The following is a 14193-nucleotide window of genomic DNA, read 5'->3' as shown; positions in this document are numbered from 1 at the left end:
ACACTTGAACAGTTATTCAAGTGTCGATACGGAAGGTGAGGATTACAACGCTTGGAAGGTCAAGCGCCGAATTGCAGGGGCCTTCCCGCCACCTCTCCAGTGCCTTAATCCGGGACCGCCATGCGGCCGGCGCGGCGTACCGTACGCGTTGTGGCGGCTCGCAATTGCGTGATAGCGTGACGCTGGCCCATCAAGATGAACGTCGCTTCACAAGCAGGAAGCGCTCGTGCGGGGCGAACCGCAGGTGAATAAAATCCATGAGCATGCGTAGGCCGAAAGAAGATGCCGGGCCCCAGGGGGGCGCAGAACCCACCGCCGTGGTGACCTGTGGCGTTGCCCAGAGCCCATCGGCGCTGTCGCAGAATGAGATCACCATTCTGGCGGAAACCTTTCGCCTCCTGGGCGATCCGTCCCGGCTGAGGATCATGCTCTGCTGCTTGCAGGGCCCGATCTCCGTCGGCGAGATCGCCGAGCGCCTGGAGCTCTCGCTGTCACTGGTCAGCCACCACCTGCGCCTTCTGCGCGGGGCGCGCCTTGTCAGAGGTGAGCGGCAGGCCAAGCAGATCTTCTACGAAGTCGCGGACCAGCACGTCAGTCATGTCCTGCTGGACATGGCCACGCACATTGCGGAAGACCACGCGGACGACTACGGCGGCGCGCCCGGCCTCTGATCCCGTTCCGGTGTCGGAACGGGCCGTCCGGATGGCCGCCTTCGCCACCGGACGCCGCACCTCCAGGTGCAGCGGATCAATGGCGCACCCGGCTTACGGGCTCGCGCGTCCAGCGTTGCAGAACGTGCGCCTGTAGTCGGACGGGGATGTGCCCAGTTGGGCGGCGAACTGCTGTCTCATCGACAAGGGCGTGCCAAAGCCGACTTCATGGACGATGTGTTCGACAGGCAGCTCGGTGGTCTCGAGCAATTGCTGCGCCCTGGTGACCCGTTGGGCATTCAGCCACTTGGTCAGGGTCGTGCCCGTTGTCTCGCGGAAGCGCCTGGTGAAGGTGCGGCGGCTCATGCGGGCGACGTCCGCCAGGGTATCGACGGTCAGGGGTTCCGACAGGTGCTCCAGCGCCCACTCCAGCACTCCGGGCAGCCTACTCTCGCGCGGGAACTGGGGAACGGGCTTCTCAATGTACTGCGCCTGCCCACCCTGCCTGTGCGGTGGCGTGACCAGCATTCTCGCCGTGCGATTGGCCACATCGGCGCCGTGACGCTCCCGGACCAGGTTCAGGCAGCAATCGATGGCAGCGACGGTCCCGGCCGAGGTGACGATGTTGCCGTCCTCGACATAAAGCACGTCCGGGCGGAAATTCGTCGTGGGGAAGCGACGCGCGAAGGCCTCGCGGGCCATCCAATGGGTTGTCGCCTGCCGGCCATCCAGCAAGCCGGCGTCACCGAGTACGAAGGCCCCGAGGCACAGCCCGACGATGAGCTTCCCGCGCGCGTGCGCCTGCCGCAGGGCCTCGACGAGCGCGTCCGGCGCCCGCAGTTCGGGATCTCCCCACGCCGGCGCGATGATCACATCGGCATCCGCCAGGGCATCAAGGCCGTCCGGCACCCGGATCTCAAGACCCGTGTCGGTGCTGACCATCCCTGGCGTCACGGCGCAGTACCGGAGTTCGTAGGACGGATAGCCTGCCGGGCCGGGGTTCGCGCCGAACACCAGTCCGGGCACCGTCAAATGGAACAGGCTCACGCCGTCGAAGGCAAGCACGGCAACACGTACGGAGGACATGACACTCACACAGGAAATGATAACTGGCCCATATCTAACGATGGATATCATTCGGGTCAACGCGCCCGGACCTGGCAGAAGGGTCCCGGAATACGGAAGGCATGGTGCCATTCCGCCAGAGCGAGGCTTGGCAAGGCCTCGGTCCTTTGGCCCAAAACCATCGCTTGTTGTCACGTAGGCCACTGTTCGGAGCCATGACGCGCCGGTAATGCTGCTTGCCATCAACCTCGTACCCGGAGCAGCAACATGCAGACCTTCACGACCCTACGTGCCATCGCGATTTCCCTCGCCCTCGGAGTGGCGGCCCTACCGGCACAGGCAGCCCAGCCCACCTCGGCGCCCGGCACGGCATCCGTGCAGATGCAGCACATCCGCAACGCCACGACCAAGATCGACTACGCAGGCAGGACCTTCCTCGTCGACCCGTTCCTGGCGAAGAAGGACACCTATCCCGGCTTCGAGGGGTCTTTCCGCAGCCACCTGCGCAACCCGACGGTCGAGCTTCCGATGTCGGTCGAGGAGGTCATGAAGGACGTGGATGCGGTGATCGTGACCCACACCCACCTCGACCACTGGGACGGTGACAAGCATCAGCAGTTGCCCAAGGGCATCCCCCTGTTCGTGCAGAACGAAGCCGATGCCAAGACCATTCGCGCGCAGGGCTTCACCGATGTTCGCGTCCTGGGCGAGAACACGAAATTCGAAGGCGTGCGCCTGACGAGGACGGGCGGACAGCACGGCACGGACGAGATGTACGCCAACAGCCAGGTGGCCGAAGCTCTGGGCAAGGCCATGGGGGTTGTGTTCCAGGCTCCCAACTCGCCGACCGTGTACCTCGCCGGTGACACCATCTGGCGCAACGAGGTCGATCAGAGCCTGGCCAAGTTCAAGCCCGACGTGATCATCCTGAACGCCGGCGAGGCCCGCATGCTGGGCTACTTCGGATCGATCATCATGAGCAAGGACGATGTCCACCGCGCGTACAAGGCCGCACCGAACGCTACCATCCTGGCCGTCCACATGGATGCGATCAACCACATGGCGTTAAGCCGCAAGGACCTGCGGGAATACGTCGAGCAGAACGGCATGCAGGATCGTGTCCGAATTCCCGCCGACGGGCAAATCCTGAAGTTCTGACCCATGGTGCCCACCCTAATTGGGGTGGGCTCTCCATTGTTTTCGAGCGGATCAACTCCGCCAGACGTCCATGCCCGGCGCAAACGACATCACGCAGGCCACAATCGGGAGCGTTGAAGTGACTGCATCGATTTTTGGAACGCGGCATGGAAGCGCGCCGGTTCCCTTGTCCATTCTCGACTTTGCCATGACAGGCAAGGGGATTACGGCGCATGAGGCCCTGTCCGCCAGCATCGAGCTGGCGCGTCTGGCTGATCGGCGGGGATTCACCCGCTATTGGGACGCCGAGCATCATGCCTTGCCTGCCGTTGCCACGTCATCGCCCCCGATCCTGCTGGCCCGTCTCGTCGGCGAGGCGAAGACGATCCGTCTCGGCTCGGGAGGCATGATGCTGTCGAACTTCCCGCCCTTGGTCGTTGCGGAGCAGTTCGGACTCTTGGCGTCGCTTGCCCCGGGGCGCATCGATCTGGGCCTCGGCCGGGCACCGGGCACGGACATGACGACCGCGGCCGCCTTGCGGCGCGGGCAGATCGGCGCTGAGGATTTCCCGGACCAGGTCATGGAGCTGATCGGCCTCCTAGATGATAATTTCCCTGGAGGCCGTCCTTACGGCGACGGCGTGTTCGCCGTTCCGGGTCCGAGGCAGGACAGGGAGAACGGCGTTCCGCGCTCGTTCGAGCGCCCCCCGGTGTGGCTGCTTGGGTCGTCGGGCTACTCGGCGCAGCTTGCCGCGCATCTTGGATTGCCGTTTGCCTTCGCGGCACACCTTGCGGATGAGAACGTCGAACCCGCCCTCGCCCTCTACCGTCACAACTTCAGGCCCTCCGCCGTGCTTGATCGGCCCTATGCCATGGCCAGCTTCGGCGTCCTGGCCGCGGATGACGAGCGCGAGGCGCGGCGCCAGGCTTGGGCGTACTCCCACGGCATGATGCGCATGTCCCAGCGCAGGTCCCCTGTCGTTCCCACCCCGGAGGAGGCCGAGGCCTATCCGTACTCGTCGTCCGAGCGGGAAATGATCGAGATGTGGAACGCCAAGATCATGAGCGGGACCGGTGCGCAGGTCGTGGAGCGGTTGAACGCCTGGCAGCGGCGTCTGGGCGCCGACGAACTCATGCTGTTGAACCTCGGGCATTCGCCTGCCGCCATCCATCGCTCGACCGAGCTCATCGCGGATGCCTATGGGATGCCGGATCGGGGGGCCGGCACATAGTGCTCTGGTGCGGGCACCCCGAAGGCAGAGACTACACCACTGCCCAGAACGGTCAGGCCAGGCAGACGACCTCGCCGCATTTGTCGAGGGCAGCGACGATCCTGCCGATGGTCCTGGGGCCGGGATAACCGAGCACGCCCACGCCGCCCGCGACGAAGGACGGCGTCGCTGCCAGCCCCAGGCTGGCCGCGAGCTGGATCTGCTCCCGCAGCATTTCACCAACCTTCTCGCTGTCGGCCACGGGCTCGATCTCGCGTCTGGACACACCGAGGTCCTCGGCGACCTTGAGCGCCCGGGTGCCGTCGTTCGTGCCCGGCATGGCGAACAGGCGCTGGTGGAACTGGTAGGCCACGGCCGGGCCCTTCAGCAGGGAAAGCGCCAGTTCCACCTTGGCGGCCTGCATCGATCCGAGGGACAGGACGGCGTTGTTGATCAATCCGAGGCGCAGTTCCGGCCGCTTCTTCACCAGAAGGTTCAGGTCCTTCACCGCCACCCGGCAGTAGGGGCAGTTGTAGTCGAAGAACTCGTAGAGCGTGACGGCGGTGCTCTTGGAGCCGACCCAGATCAAGCCGGGCAGATGCTCGATCTCGTTGGTCAGCTCGACCGGCAGGCGCGCGTTGGGCACGGGCTTGCCGTCATCACCTGTCAACGGGTGCCAGCCCTCCCCACTCTGAGCCCGGGCAGCGTTGAAGGATGACGGTGCCAGAAGGGCGAGCGCGGCGCCCTGGATGATCCGGCGGCGGTCGAAATTCATGGTATCACTCCGATCAGATTGGATGTCATGGCAAGGGGTGGATGGCCGTCACAGGACGACCACCTTGGCACCGGCCGGGACGCGGCTGTAGAGGTCGATCACGTCCTGGTTCATCATGCGGATGCAGCCGGAGGACACGGCTTCGCCGATGGTCTCAGGCTCGTTGGTGCCGTGAATGCGGTAGAGCGTATCCTTGCCGTCCTTGAACAGGTACAGGGCGCGGGCGCCGAGCGGATTGTCGGTGCCGCCCTCCATGCCGCCGGCCCACTTCTTGTAACGCTGCGGCTCGCGCTTGATCATGTCGGGTGTCGGGGTCCAGCGCGGCCACTGCGCCTTGCGCTGCACGGTCGCCGTGCCCTTGAACTCCAGCCCTTCCTTGCCGACGCCGACGCCGTAGCGCAGCGCCTTGCCGCCCTCCTGCACGAGGTAGATGAAGCGGGCGTTCGTATCGACCACGATGGTGCCGGGCTTCTCCGTGGTCGCGTAGTCGACGAGCTGACGCACGTTGCGTGGCTTAAGCGTGGCGGGATCGACACCCGGCACCGGGTGCTTGTCGGTGCTGACCGCGGCGTAGCGTTCGGCTGTGACGGGATCGACAGCAGGTGCGGCAGCCACTGACGGAGGCGGCGCGCTCGCAGTGGTGTTGCAGGCCGCCAAGGCCGCTGGCAGCATCAGGACGAGCGCACGGAAGAGGCCGGTGAGCCGTATGAACTTGAACATGGACTTCCTGTCAGGGAGGGGAACGGGGGTCGGAGGAGCCGGGCGGGTTATTGCTTGCCCTGCGCACGGGCGGCGGTGACCGCCTGCTGGAACTGCTCGTAGCTGAGCGCGCCCGAGGCCTTGAACGGGCCAATCAGGTAGGCCGGTGTCCCCGACAGCCCCAGCGCGTCGGCCTGATCGAGATTGCGCTGGATCAGTGCCTGGATCTCGGCGCCGTGCTGCTTCAGGTCCGCGTTCAGGCGCTCCATGTCGACGCCGGAGGCCTGGACGGCCTCAGTCATCGTCTCCTTGCCGATCCTGCGGCCGGGAATGGCCATAAGGGCGTGGTGCATCTGCTCGTACCTGCCCTGGTTCCTGGCGGCCAAGGCGAGCCGGGCACCGTGGAAGGAGGCCGGCGTGAGGATCGGCCAATCCTTGTAGACTAGCCGAATCCTACCGTCGTCCTTCACCAGCTTCTCCAGGTCCGGGGCCGACTGCTTGCAGAAGGGGCAGTTGTAGTCGAGGAACGCCACGATGGTGACATCGCCCTTCGGGTTGCCGCCGACGGGGGCCTGCGGATCATTCAGGATCGCATCGACCGAGATCTCCCTGTCCTGTGCCACGGCCAGCATGGGGAGCGCGAGGACGGCGAGGACCAGTGCCCCCAGCAACGCGGCAAGGAAGGACTTGGTGAGGTGGGGCATCGGTTTACTCCCGTGGGCGAGGATGGGACGAGCGGCCAGGTCACAGGCCAGCGAGATTGATCGTGTCGAGGAAGAGGTTGGCATCGACGGGTCCGACCAAGCGGGTTCGGGGCATCTCCCGGCCGTCCTTCGAATCGATGGCGAACATCGTCGGCGGGCCTGCTACCCGAAGGTGCTCCATGAGCGCCCGGTTGCCGGCATCAGCGGCGGTCACGTCCGCACGCACCAGCGCGATGCCCTCAAGCCGCGTCCTGATGACGGGATTGGAGAAGACGCGGGCGTCGATGCCCTTGCAGATCAGGCACCACTCCGCCGTGAAGTACGCCAGCACCGGCTTGTTCCGCGCGCGAGCCCGCCTGACCGCCGCATCGAAGGCCTCCCGCGTGGAGACATGGGCGAAGGCCAGTTCCGCCGCCTGCGCCTGCACCCGTTGGGGCGCGAGCGCCAAGCCCGGGAGAAGGGCTGCGTACGTCAGGATCGTCCGACGCGAGCACACATCGGCCCGCGCGAAGACACGGGAACGGGAGGAACTGACAGCCATCACGCACCGGCCGCCGTGAGCTTCCGGAGGAAGCCATCCGCATCGATCGTGCCGATGGTCCGCACCGGAGCGATCTCCTGTCCTGTCTTCGGATCCAGGAACAGGATCGTCGGCGGCCCCATGATGCTGAAGCGCTGCATGAGGGTGCGGCTGGCCTCGTCGTAGTCCGTCACGTCCACCTTGATGAACGCCACGTCCTTGAGCCTTTCCCGCACGTCCGGGTTGCCGAAGACGTTCCGCTCGATCTCCTTGCAGGTGACGCACCAATCCGCCGTGAAGTCGACGAGGATCGGCTTGCCCTGTGCCAGGGCCGTGCTCACCGCCGCATCGAACTGCTCGGGCGTGGTCACGCGGGTGGCCGCCAGCCCGGTCGTTGGCGCAGATTGCGATCCACGGGCCAGGAAGGCGAGCGGCTGGAGCGGATCGGTTGCTCCGCCTGCCGTGCCAACGACCAGGGTGCCGCCATAAAGCACCGCCGCTATGCCTGCCGCCTTCGCGACCCGGCGGGCCGGGCAGCTCGGCGCCGGATCGAAGGCACCGAGGAACACGCCGGCTCCGATGGCGAGCATGGCCCATAGGGCAAGTGTCACTTGGGCGGGGACGACGCGGCCGAGCATCCAGACGGCGACACCCAGGAAGACGACGCCGAAGACCTGGTTGACGCGCACCAGCCACGGCCCGGATCTCGGCAGGGCCTTGGCCCCGATGGTACCGTAGACGATCAGCGGCAGGCCCATGCCGAGGCCAAGCATGAACAGGGCCGCGGCCCCGCGTGCCATGTCGCCGGTCTGGGATACGTAAAGCAGCGCCGCTGCCAACGGCGGCGTCACGCAGGGGCCGACGATCAGGGCCGAGGTGAAGCCCAAGGCCGCCGCACCGGGAAGCGTGCCGCCCATCCCGGAGGTCCGGCCGGAGATGAAGCTGGTCAAGGAGCTGGGGAGCTGGAGCTCGAACAGGCCGAACATCGACAGCGCGAGGGCCGTGAACACCACGCTCATGGCGCCGAGCGCCCACGGCGTCTGCAAGGCCGCCTGCAAGTTCTGGCCGGACCAGGCCGCCGCGACCCCCAGGAGCCCGTAGGCGGCAGCCATGGCCAGCACGTAGACCGTCGAGAGCGCGAAGCCCCGGCCGGCCGAGAGCGGCCCCCCGCTGCGGGCCAGCATGCCCGACAGGATCGGGATCATCGGCAGCACGCAAGGAGTGAGGGCGAGCAGAAGTCCGAATCCGAGGAAAGTCGCCAGGACCGAGGCGAGGCTTCCGTCCATCCAGCCATCGCCCTGCCCGTTGTCCTGTGCCGCCGCCTGGTTCGAGATGGCAGCGCTCGCCGTCGTGCCCGAGGCGCCGGCATCCGCCACCGGGAGCGTTGCGAGCTGTATGGCCTTCGTCTCGGGCGGATAGCAGATGCCGAGTTTTTCAGCGCAGCCTTGATAGGTGACATGGATCGTCTGCGGCGAGCCGGCGGCGGCCAGCGAGCCGGCCGACATCGTCGCGCGGGCCGCGTCATGGTAGACCTCGGTTGTGCCGAAGGTCGGATCGTCCTTCTTGATGCCGGGGCTGGTCTCGGCCGGGATCGGCTGGGTGTCGCCGGGAGAGGCCGAGACAATCATCTTGTCGCGGTAGAGATACATGTCCGGGGCAATCGCCCATTCGAGGATGACGCCTCCGTCCGCGCTCCTGGAGGCACTGAGACGGAAGACCTCGTCCGGTGTCGGAATCTTGAATTGCGCCCACGCTCCGGGTGCCCCAAGGAGCAGGGCCATGAACGCGAACAGGATTCGAATGGGGTTCCGGGACAAGTGGGGCCTCGCGACAGGGGTGACTTCCCCTACCCTCCCGGCCAACCTTAAGGCAGCCTTAAGCCTGGCCCGGGATGAAGCCCGAGGAGGTTCCTGATGCGTATTCTCGTGGTTGAGGACGATGAGGTGTTGCTCGACGGACTCAGGGTGGGCCTGGAGCTTCACGGCTACACGGTCGATGCCATGGCCTCGTGCGGCGATGCCCGTACGGCCCTGGAAACCGCCGAGTTCGATGCGGTCGTGCTCGACCTGATGCTCCCGGACGGCTCCGGTCTCGACGTCCTGCGCGACCTGCGCAGGCGACAGGACACCACCCCGGTTCTCCTGCTGACCGCCAGGGACACCGTAGTCGACCGGATCGGCGGACTCGACAGCGGGGCCGACGACTATCTCGGCAAGCCCTTCGATCTCGACGAGGTGGCGGCCCGCCTGCGCGCCATCGCCCGCCGGGCCTCGGGACGTGCGTCCCCGGTCATGGCCTGGAACGGGATCGTGCTCGATCCGGGCCGTCGCACGGTCGAGGTCGACGGACGTGCGGTCGGCCTGTCGCGGCGCGAGTTCGCGATCCTCGAGTCGCTGATGGCGCACCCGGGCACGGTGTTGTCCAAGGACCAGCTCGCCGACCGCCTGTACGGCTGGCAGGACGACGTCGAGAGCAATGCGGTGGAGGTGCATATGCACAACCTCCGCGCCAAGATCGGGCGCGACGCCGTCGAGACCGTCCGTGGCCTCGGCTACAGGCTCAGGAGCGCCTGACGTGACCTCCATCCGCACCCGCCTGTTCGTCATCCTGGTGGCGGCCACGGGCCTCGTCTGGCTCTGCGCCGCCGCGTGGGTCTACGTCCATACCCAACGCCAGCTCCAGACTGTCCTCGACAACCGCCTCATGGAAGCCGCCCGCATGGTCAGCTCGCTCGTGGAAGGCGATGCCATCGCGCTGGCGGCCCGCGCCGGGACTCCGGTCTCCGTTCCCGAGGCCGTGCCGCTCAGCTACGAACGCCAGCTCTCATGCCAGATCTGGTCGTTCGACGGCCGCTTGATCGGCCGCTCCAGCGGAGCACCGGAGACCGAGCTGTCGAACGAGGCCAGCGGGTTCTCGGAACGGGAGGTCGGCGGCGAGCCGTGGCGGGTCTATTCCGTGGCCGACCGCGACAAGGGCATCCGGGTGCTGGTCGGTGACCGGAGCGGGCTGCGTGACCGCCTCGTGACGGACCTCGTCGGCGGCCTGCTCCTGCCTGCCGTCCTGATGATGCCCCTACTGGCCTTCCTGATCTGGGCCAGCGTCGGGCGCGGGCTCCGGCCCCTGCGCCGCCTCACGCACGGCCTCACCGAACGCGGTGCCGAGGATCTGTGCCCGATCAGCCTTGGCAACCCGCCCTCGGAGATCCGCCCCGTCGTCGAGGCCCTCAACGGCCTCTTCGGCAAGGTCGCGGCAGCGCGCGAGCACGAGCGCAGCTTCACCGCCTTCGCTGCGCACGAGCTCCGCACCCCGCTCGCCGGGCTGCGCACCCAGGTCCAGGTGGCGCTGGCGGCGAAGGACCCGGAAACCCGCGAAGGGGCCCTGAGGCAAACGCTGGTGGCCGTCGACCGCACCACGCGTCTCGTGCGCCAGCTCCTCGAGATGTCCGCGCTCGATGCGGCGACCGACGGCGCCGGGGAGCAGGACATCTGGGTCGGGCAGGCCATTGAGGAGATCACGGCAGGCCTCGGCACGGGCCGGGGCGGCATCACGGTGGAGATCGATCCGGCGCTTCGCGGCATGACATGCCGCATGAACCGCGAGCTGTTCCACCTCGTCGTGCGCAACCTTCATGAGAACGCCGTCCAGCACTCCCCCCCGGGCGGCCGGGTCAGGTGGTTCCTCGACGATGGCGTCCACCCGCCCGCCGTCGCCGTGGAGGACGAGGGTCCCGGCATTCCGGAGGACGAGATCGGCCGCGTGACCGACAGGTTCTTCCGGGGCCGCCACCGCAGCGCCGTGGGCAGCGGCCTCGGCCTTGCCATCGTGGAGGCGGCCCTCAAGCGGGCGAAGGGCACGTTGGCACTTCGCAACCGCCGGGACCGCTCCGGGCTGCGGGCCGGGTTCGGCCTCCCACTGGCGGGCAACGGGAGGGCGGACGATATCCCCCGACGGCACCCGGCCGCGACCGCTCCTTAAGGCTGCCTTAAGCTGGACCCCTGACCAGGATCCCCATGCAGCCTGTTTCCATCGGTCCCCTCGTGTTCGCCGGTGATCGCCTCGCGGCCATTATCGGCATCGGCATCTTCATGGTCGCGACGGCGATCCTGTCCTCCCGCCTTGATCCCCGGCTCGGGCGCTGGTCTACGTGGACCCTGGTCGCTGGATTGATCGCTGCCCGGTTGGGCCATGTCATCGAGAACGCTGCCGGTTTCGCGGCGGAGCCCTGGCGCATGCTTGCCGTTTGGCAGGGCGGGTTCGCCTGGCCCTGGGGAGCTGCCGCCGTTGCCGTTGTGTTCGCGGCCCTGGTGAGGACGCGCCGGGCCGCCATTGGCGCTGCGGCCAGCCTCGCCATCGCCCTGCTTGCCTGGAGCGTCGCGTGGCAACTGACCAACACCACGCCCACGACGCCGACGCCCGATGTCGCGCTCGAGAGGCTTGGGGGAGGCTCGGCAACCCTCAGGTCGCCCGGCGGGCGGCCCGTGATCGTGAACCTGTGGGCGAGCTGGTGCCCGCCCTGTCGGCGCGAGATGCCGATGATGGCGGAGATCGCGGCAAGCCGGCATGACGTCACGTTCCTGTTCGTGAACCAGGGCGAAGGGCGTGCCGCCATCGAGCGCTACCTGGAGGGCGAGAGGCTCACACTGCCGAACATCCTCCTCGATCCGCGGCGGGACGTAGCGCGCCACTACGCCATGCCGGGCCTGCCGGCGACCCTGTTCATCGGGAGCGACGGACGGCTTCGGTCGGTGCATGTCGGCGAGATCTCGCGGGAGGCCTTGGCTGCGGCGGTCTCACGCCTCGTGCCGGAGCGCCCGGGGGACCAGTGAGGAGTTGGGGTGAGCCCCCGCAGCCTGGGAACGGCCTTACGACGCGCCGCATGCTTCCCTGCTCTGGCGCCCTGTCTTCACAGGCCAAGCTTGTTGTCCTACCATGCGCCAAACGACGCTGCGGCCATGGGCCTAAGCGCGGCGGGGGCCATGCGGAGGAACGCCATGACACGCGAAACCGAGCGGTCGCCCCAAGAACCACCCATTGACGATCACGAGCCCCCTGAGCCCGGAGGGATCAGCCGCCGTGGGCTCCTGAGCAGCGTCAGCCTGGCAGGCTTCGGGGCCGCCGTGGGTGCCACCGTCCCCCTGTCCTCGAATCCAACCGGCACCATGATTCCATCGGCCCTGGCGCAGGGGGCTCCCGCGCTGGGCGGTGCTGCCCAGCCCTCCGGCCCGCAGCCCCTCGATTATCCCGGCAAGGAGAAGGGGCTCGCTGTCCTCGGCGAGCGGCCCCTGGTGGCGGAGACGCCCGAGCACCTGCTCGATGACGAGACGACGCCGATCTCGAAGTTCTTCATCCGCAACAACGGCCAGATCCCCGAGCCGGCAGCGAACCCGGATGCCTGGAAGCTCACCGTCGACGGCGAGGTCAACAACCCGCTTGAGCTGACGCTGGCCGAGCTGAAGTCCCGTTTCCAGCCCAGGACCTACCGCATGGTACTCGAATGCGGCGGCAACGGCCGCTCGTTCTTTCAGCCGCAGGCGAGAGGCAATCAATGGACCAACGGCGGCGCGGGCTGCGCCGAATGGACCGGCATCCCGCTGACTGAGGTGCTCCAGGCCGCGGGACTGAAGGACACTGCCAAATACACCGCCCATTACGGTGCCGACCCGCATCTGTCGGGCGACACGACAAAGGAGTCGCTGTCGCGCGGCATGCCCATCGCCAAGGCGATGGAGCCGCACAGCCTGATCGTCTACCTGATGAACGGCGAGCCGCTGCCCAATATCCATGGTGGACCACTGCGGCTGGTCATTCCCGGCTGGCCGGGCTCGCTGTCGCACAAGTGGCTGACGCGGATCACGATCCGCGACCGCGAGCATGACGGACAGGGCATGACCGGCACCTCCTACCGGGTGCCGAACACGCCGATGGTGCCGGGCGGCAACGCGGACGAGAAGGACTTCCGCATCCTCGAATCCATGCCCGTGCGCAGCATCATCACCGCTCCGGCGAACGGAACGAGGCTGCCGGCTGGAACGCGGGAGGTGGCGCTGCGCGGCGCTGCCTGGGCCGGCGATCTCACGGTGAGCCGCGTCGACGTCTCCACGGATGCCGGTCAGACCTGGACCCAAGCAAAGCTGGCACCCACCCGCAACCGCTACGACTGGAACCGGTGGACGGCGACCGTGCCGCTGCCGTCGGACGGCTACTATGAGATCTGGACGCGGGCCACGGACGCGAACGGCCGGATGCAGCCGCCGGTGGCCCACAACTGGAACCCGCAGGGCTACGGCGGCAACGCCATGCACCGCGTGGCCGTCCTGGTGGGTTGAGGGTCGTTGATCGTGCGATTGTTTTACTGGCTGCCGATACTCGCCCTAGCGGCATCGGCCTCTTTCGCCACCGCGCAGGCCCAGCAGGGACCTGCGCAGGCCTTCACGCCCAAGGACGAGCAGGTCGAGGACCTGCCGGAGGGGCCGGGCCGGGACGAGACCTTCGGCCTGTGCACGGCTTGCCATGGCTACAGGCTGGTGTCGAACCAGGGCATGACCCGTGACAAATGGGACGAGACGATGACGTGGATGACGGAGCGGCACGGCATGCCCGACATCCAGGGTGCCGACCGCGACCTGATCCTCGACTATCTCGCCACGCACCACCCGCCCAAGGCACCGTCGCGGGCGGGCGGGTTCAGGAACCCGTTCGCGCCGCAATAGGCGAGATTCCTGGCGCCTCGAAGGGGCGAGCGTCTCGCCCCCAGGACAAAGAGATCGGGCCGGAGGTCAGGACGGCTTTCGCGCGACGAGATCCACGAGAGCCGATACGCCGTGGTGTCCGCTCCCCTCCTAGATGACGCTGTCGTGCTCGGCCAGGCTGACGATCTCGAAATCGTGGAAGGCCTCGCGCAGCATCGTCGCCGTGTACATGTTCTCCGCGTGCGGCGGGCCACCGGTCCCGTACCTGATCTGCTCCGGCCGATAGCCTTGGAGCAGGAGCAGCCCCCCGGGAGCGAGCGTGCGCCGTATGCCCTGAAAGATTGCCTCGCGCAGTGTCGGGTCGGCGAACTGGATGAAGATGGCGGCCACCACGTCGAAGCTGCCCTCCGTCCACTCCCAGGTTGCCAAGTCAGCCTGAACGAAGCTCACCTCGACCTTCCTGTCCGCCGCCAGCCGACGCGCCTTGTCGAGCGCCACCGGGGAGAAGTCGGTCGCGGTGACACGCAGCCCCTGCTCGGCCAGCCAGACCCCGTTGCGGCCCTCGCCGTCCGCGAGCGCAAGCGCCCGCTGGCCCGGCAGGAGAAGATCCTGCTGGCTGGATAGGAACGCGTTGGGAGCCGTGCCGAACAGGTAATCGTCACCGGCGAACCGACCGTTCCACCGCTCCTGATCCGATTGTTCGCTCATGAAACCTCCTTGCTGAAGCGCGTCGACATGGGCGTG

At 67.3% G+C, this 14193-nt stretch carries 14 protein-coding genes and 1 pseudogene; 8 read left to right on the top strand and 7 right to left on the bottom strand.

From position 1 onward, the window contains the following. Positions 1 to 257 precede the first annotated feature (257 nt). On the top strand, positions 258 to 671 hold the full coding sequence (locus ACFOYU_RS14500; RefSeq protein ID WP_377034143.1) for an ArsR/SmtB family transcription factor: 414 nt from the start codon (positions 258 to 260) through the stop codon (positions 669 to 671). A gap of 93 nt (positions 672 to 764) precedes the next feature. Here ACFOYU_RS14500 and ACFOYU_RS14495 read toward each other — a convergent pair whose 3' ends face one another. After that, positions 765 to 1736 carry a GlxA family transcriptional regulator gene (locus ACFOYU_RS14495; RefSeq protein ID WP_377034142.1) on the bottom strand — a complete coding sequence of 324 codons (972 nt, stop codon included), beginning with the start codon at positions 1734 to 1736 and terminating at the stop codon, positions 765 to 767. A 246-nt stretch (positions 1737 to 1982) separates the two neighbouring features. Between ACFOYU_RS14495 and ACFOYU_RS14490 the strand changes: the two genes are divergently transcribed. Both ACFOYU_RS14490 and ACFOYU_RS14485 read left to right on the top strand, forming a co-directional pair. Then, positions 1983 to 2873, top strand: a complete 891-nt coding sequence (locus ACFOYU_RS14490) for an MBL fold metallo-hydrolase (protein WP_377034141.1) — start codon at positions 1983 to 1985, stop codon at positions 2871 to 2873. Between the two features lie 118 nt (positions 2874 to 2991). Then, the gene (locus ACFOYU_RS14485) at positions 2992 to 4083 is read left to right on the top strand and encodes an LLM class flavin-dependent oxidoreductase (protein ID WP_377034140.1); all 1092 of its coding nucleotides are present in this window, start codon (positions 2992 to 2994) and stop codon (positions 4081 to 4083) included. A 52-nt stretch (positions 4084 to 4135) separates the two neighbouring features. On the opposite strand, the gene ACFOYU_RS14480 is transcribed toward ACFOYU_RS14485, so the two are convergent. The 5 genes and pseudogenes from ACFOYU_RS14480 to dsbD all read right to left on the bottom strand — a co-directional run bounded on the left by ACFOYU_RS14480 (position 4136) and on the right by dsbD (position 8577). Continuing rightward, positions 4136 to 4837, bottom strand: a complete 702-nt coding sequence (locus ACFOYU_RS14480; RefSeq protein ID WP_377034139.1) for a DsbA family protein — start codon at positions 4835 to 4837, stop codon at positions 4136 to 4138. Between the two features lie 51 nt (positions 4838 to 4888). After that, positions 4889 to 5557 (bottom strand): annotated as a pseudogene (locus tag ACFOYU_RS14475) (L,D-transpeptidase); the annotation flags it as partial. A 47-nt stretch (positions 5558 to 5604) separates the two neighbouring features. Beyond that, positions 5605 to 6240: a DsbA family protein gene (locus ACFOYU_RS14470; protein ID WP_377034138.1), complete on the bottom strand. Its 636-nt coding sequence runs from the start codon at positions 6238 to 6240 to the stop codon at positions 5605 to 5607. Positions 6241 to 6280: 40 nt separating this feature from the next. Next, positions 6281 to 6781, bottom strand: coding sequence for a thioredoxin family protein (locus ACFOYU_RS14465; RefSeq protein WP_377034137.1), 501 nt, complete (start codon positions 6779 to 6781; stop codon positions 6281 to 6283). After that, a complete protein-coding gene (gene dsbD, locus ACFOYU_RS14460) occupies positions 6781 to 8577 on the bottom strand; it encodes a protein-disulfide reductase DsbD (protein ID WP_377034136.1) in 1797 nt (598 codons plus the stop codon). The genes ACFOYU_RS14465 and dsbD overlap by 1 nt, the downstream gene beginning before the upstream one ends. Positions 8578 to 8673: 96 nt before the next feature. Between dsbD and ACFOYU_RS14455 the strand changes: the two genes are divergently transcribed. From ACFOYU_RS14455 to ACFOYU_RS14435, 5 genes are all read left to right on the top strand, one after another. Beyond that, positions 8674 to 9333 carry a response regulator gene (locus ACFOYU_RS14455; protein ID WP_377034135.1) on the top strand — a complete coding sequence of 220 codons (660 nt, stop codon included), beginning with the start codon at positions 8674 to 8676 and terminating at the stop codon, positions 9331 to 9333. 1 nt (position 9334) lies between these two features. Beyond that, positions 9335 to 10735: an ATP-binding protein gene (locus tag ACFOYU_RS14450; protein ID WP_377034134.1), complete on the top strand. Its 1401-nt coding sequence runs from the start codon at positions 9335 to 9337 to the stop codon at positions 10733 to 10735. Positions 10736 to 10770: 35 nt separating this feature from the next. Then, the gene (locus ACFOYU_RS14445; protein WP_377034133.1) at positions 10771 to 11586 is read left to right on the top strand and encodes a prolipoprotein diacylglyceryl transferase family protein; all 816 of its coding nucleotides are present in this window, start codon (positions 10771 to 10773) and stop codon (positions 11584 to 11586) included. A gap of 165 nt (positions 11587 to 11751) precedes the next feature. Next, on the top strand, positions 11752 to 13086 hold the full coding sequence (locus tag ACFOYU_RS14440; RefSeq protein WP_377034132.1) for a molybdopterin-dependent oxidoreductase: 1335 nt from the start codon (positions 11752 to 11754) through the stop codon (positions 13084 to 13086). A gap of 12 nt (positions 13087 to 13098) precedes the next feature. Beyond that, complete coding sequence (locus ACFOYU_RS14435) at positions 13099 to 13470, top strand: hypothetical protein (RefSeq protein ID WP_377034131.1); 372 nt, start codon at positions 13099 to 13101, stop codon at positions 13468 to 13470. A 129-nt stretch (positions 13471 to 13599) separates the two neighbouring features. Here the strand turns inward: ACFOYU_RS14435 and ACFOYU_RS14430 are convergent, their stop codons facing one another. Then, complete coding sequence (locus ACFOYU_RS14430; protein ID WP_377034130.1) at positions 13600 to 14157, bottom strand: class I SAM-dependent methyltransferase; 558 nt, start codon at positions 14155 to 14157, stop codon at positions 13600 to 13602. Between the last annotated feature and the right edge of the window lie 36 nt (positions 14158 to 14193).

Source organism: Microvirga sp. GCM10011540 (assembly GCF_042650665.1).
GTDB classification, from domain to species: Bacteria; Pseudomonadota; Alphaproteobacteria; order Rhizobiales; family Beijerinckiaceae; genus Microvirga; species Microvirga lenta.
The sequence above is the reverse complement of the archived record's forward strand: the minus strand, read 5'-3'. Positions and strand labels throughout refer to the sequence as shown.

Bases quoted from the DNA above. Each gene is read 5' to 3' on its own strand.
- ACFOYU_RS14465 (WP_377034137.1), bottom strand. From the start codon at position 6,781: ATGGCTGTCAGTTCCTCCCGTTCCCGTGTCTTCGCGCGGGCCGATGTG.
- ACFOYU_RS14500 (WP_377034143.1), top strand. From the start codon at position 258: ATGAGCATGCGTAGGCCGAAAGAAGATGCCGGGCCCCAGGGGGGCGCA.
- ACFOYU_RS14455 (WP_377034135.1), top strand. From the start codon at position 8,674: ATGCGTATTCTCGTGGTTGAGGACGATGAGGTGTTGCTCGACGGACTC.
- ACFOYU_RS14430 (WP_377034130.1), bottom strand. From the start codon at position 14,157: ATGAGCGAACAATCGGATCAGGAGCGGTGGAACGGTCGGTTCGCCGGT.
- ACFOYU_RS14470 (WP_377034138.1), bottom strand. From the start codon at position 6,240: ATGCCCCACCTCACCAAGTCCTTCCTTGCCGCGTTGCTGGGGGCACTG.
- ACFOYU_RS14495 (WP_377034142.1), bottom strand. From the start codon at position 1,736: ATGTCCTCCGTACGTGTTGCCGTGCTTGCCTTCGACGGCGTGAGCCTG.
- ACFOYU_RS14480 (WP_377034139.1), bottom strand. From the start codon at position 4,837: ATGAATTTCGACCGCCGCCGGATCATCCAGGGCGCCGCGCTCGCCCTT.
- ACFOYU_RS14445 (WP_377034133.1), top strand. From the start codon at position 10,771: ATGCAGCCTGTTTCCATCGGTCCCCTCGTGTTCGCCGGTGATCGCCTC.
- ACFOYU_RS14490 (WP_377034141.1), top strand. From the start codon at position 1,983: ATGCAGACCTTCACGACCCTACGTGCCATCGCGATTTCCCTCGCCCTC.
- ACFOYU_RS14440 (WP_377034132.1), top strand. From the start codon at position 11,752: ATGACACGCGAAACCGAGCGGTCGCCCCAAGAACCACCCATTGACGAT.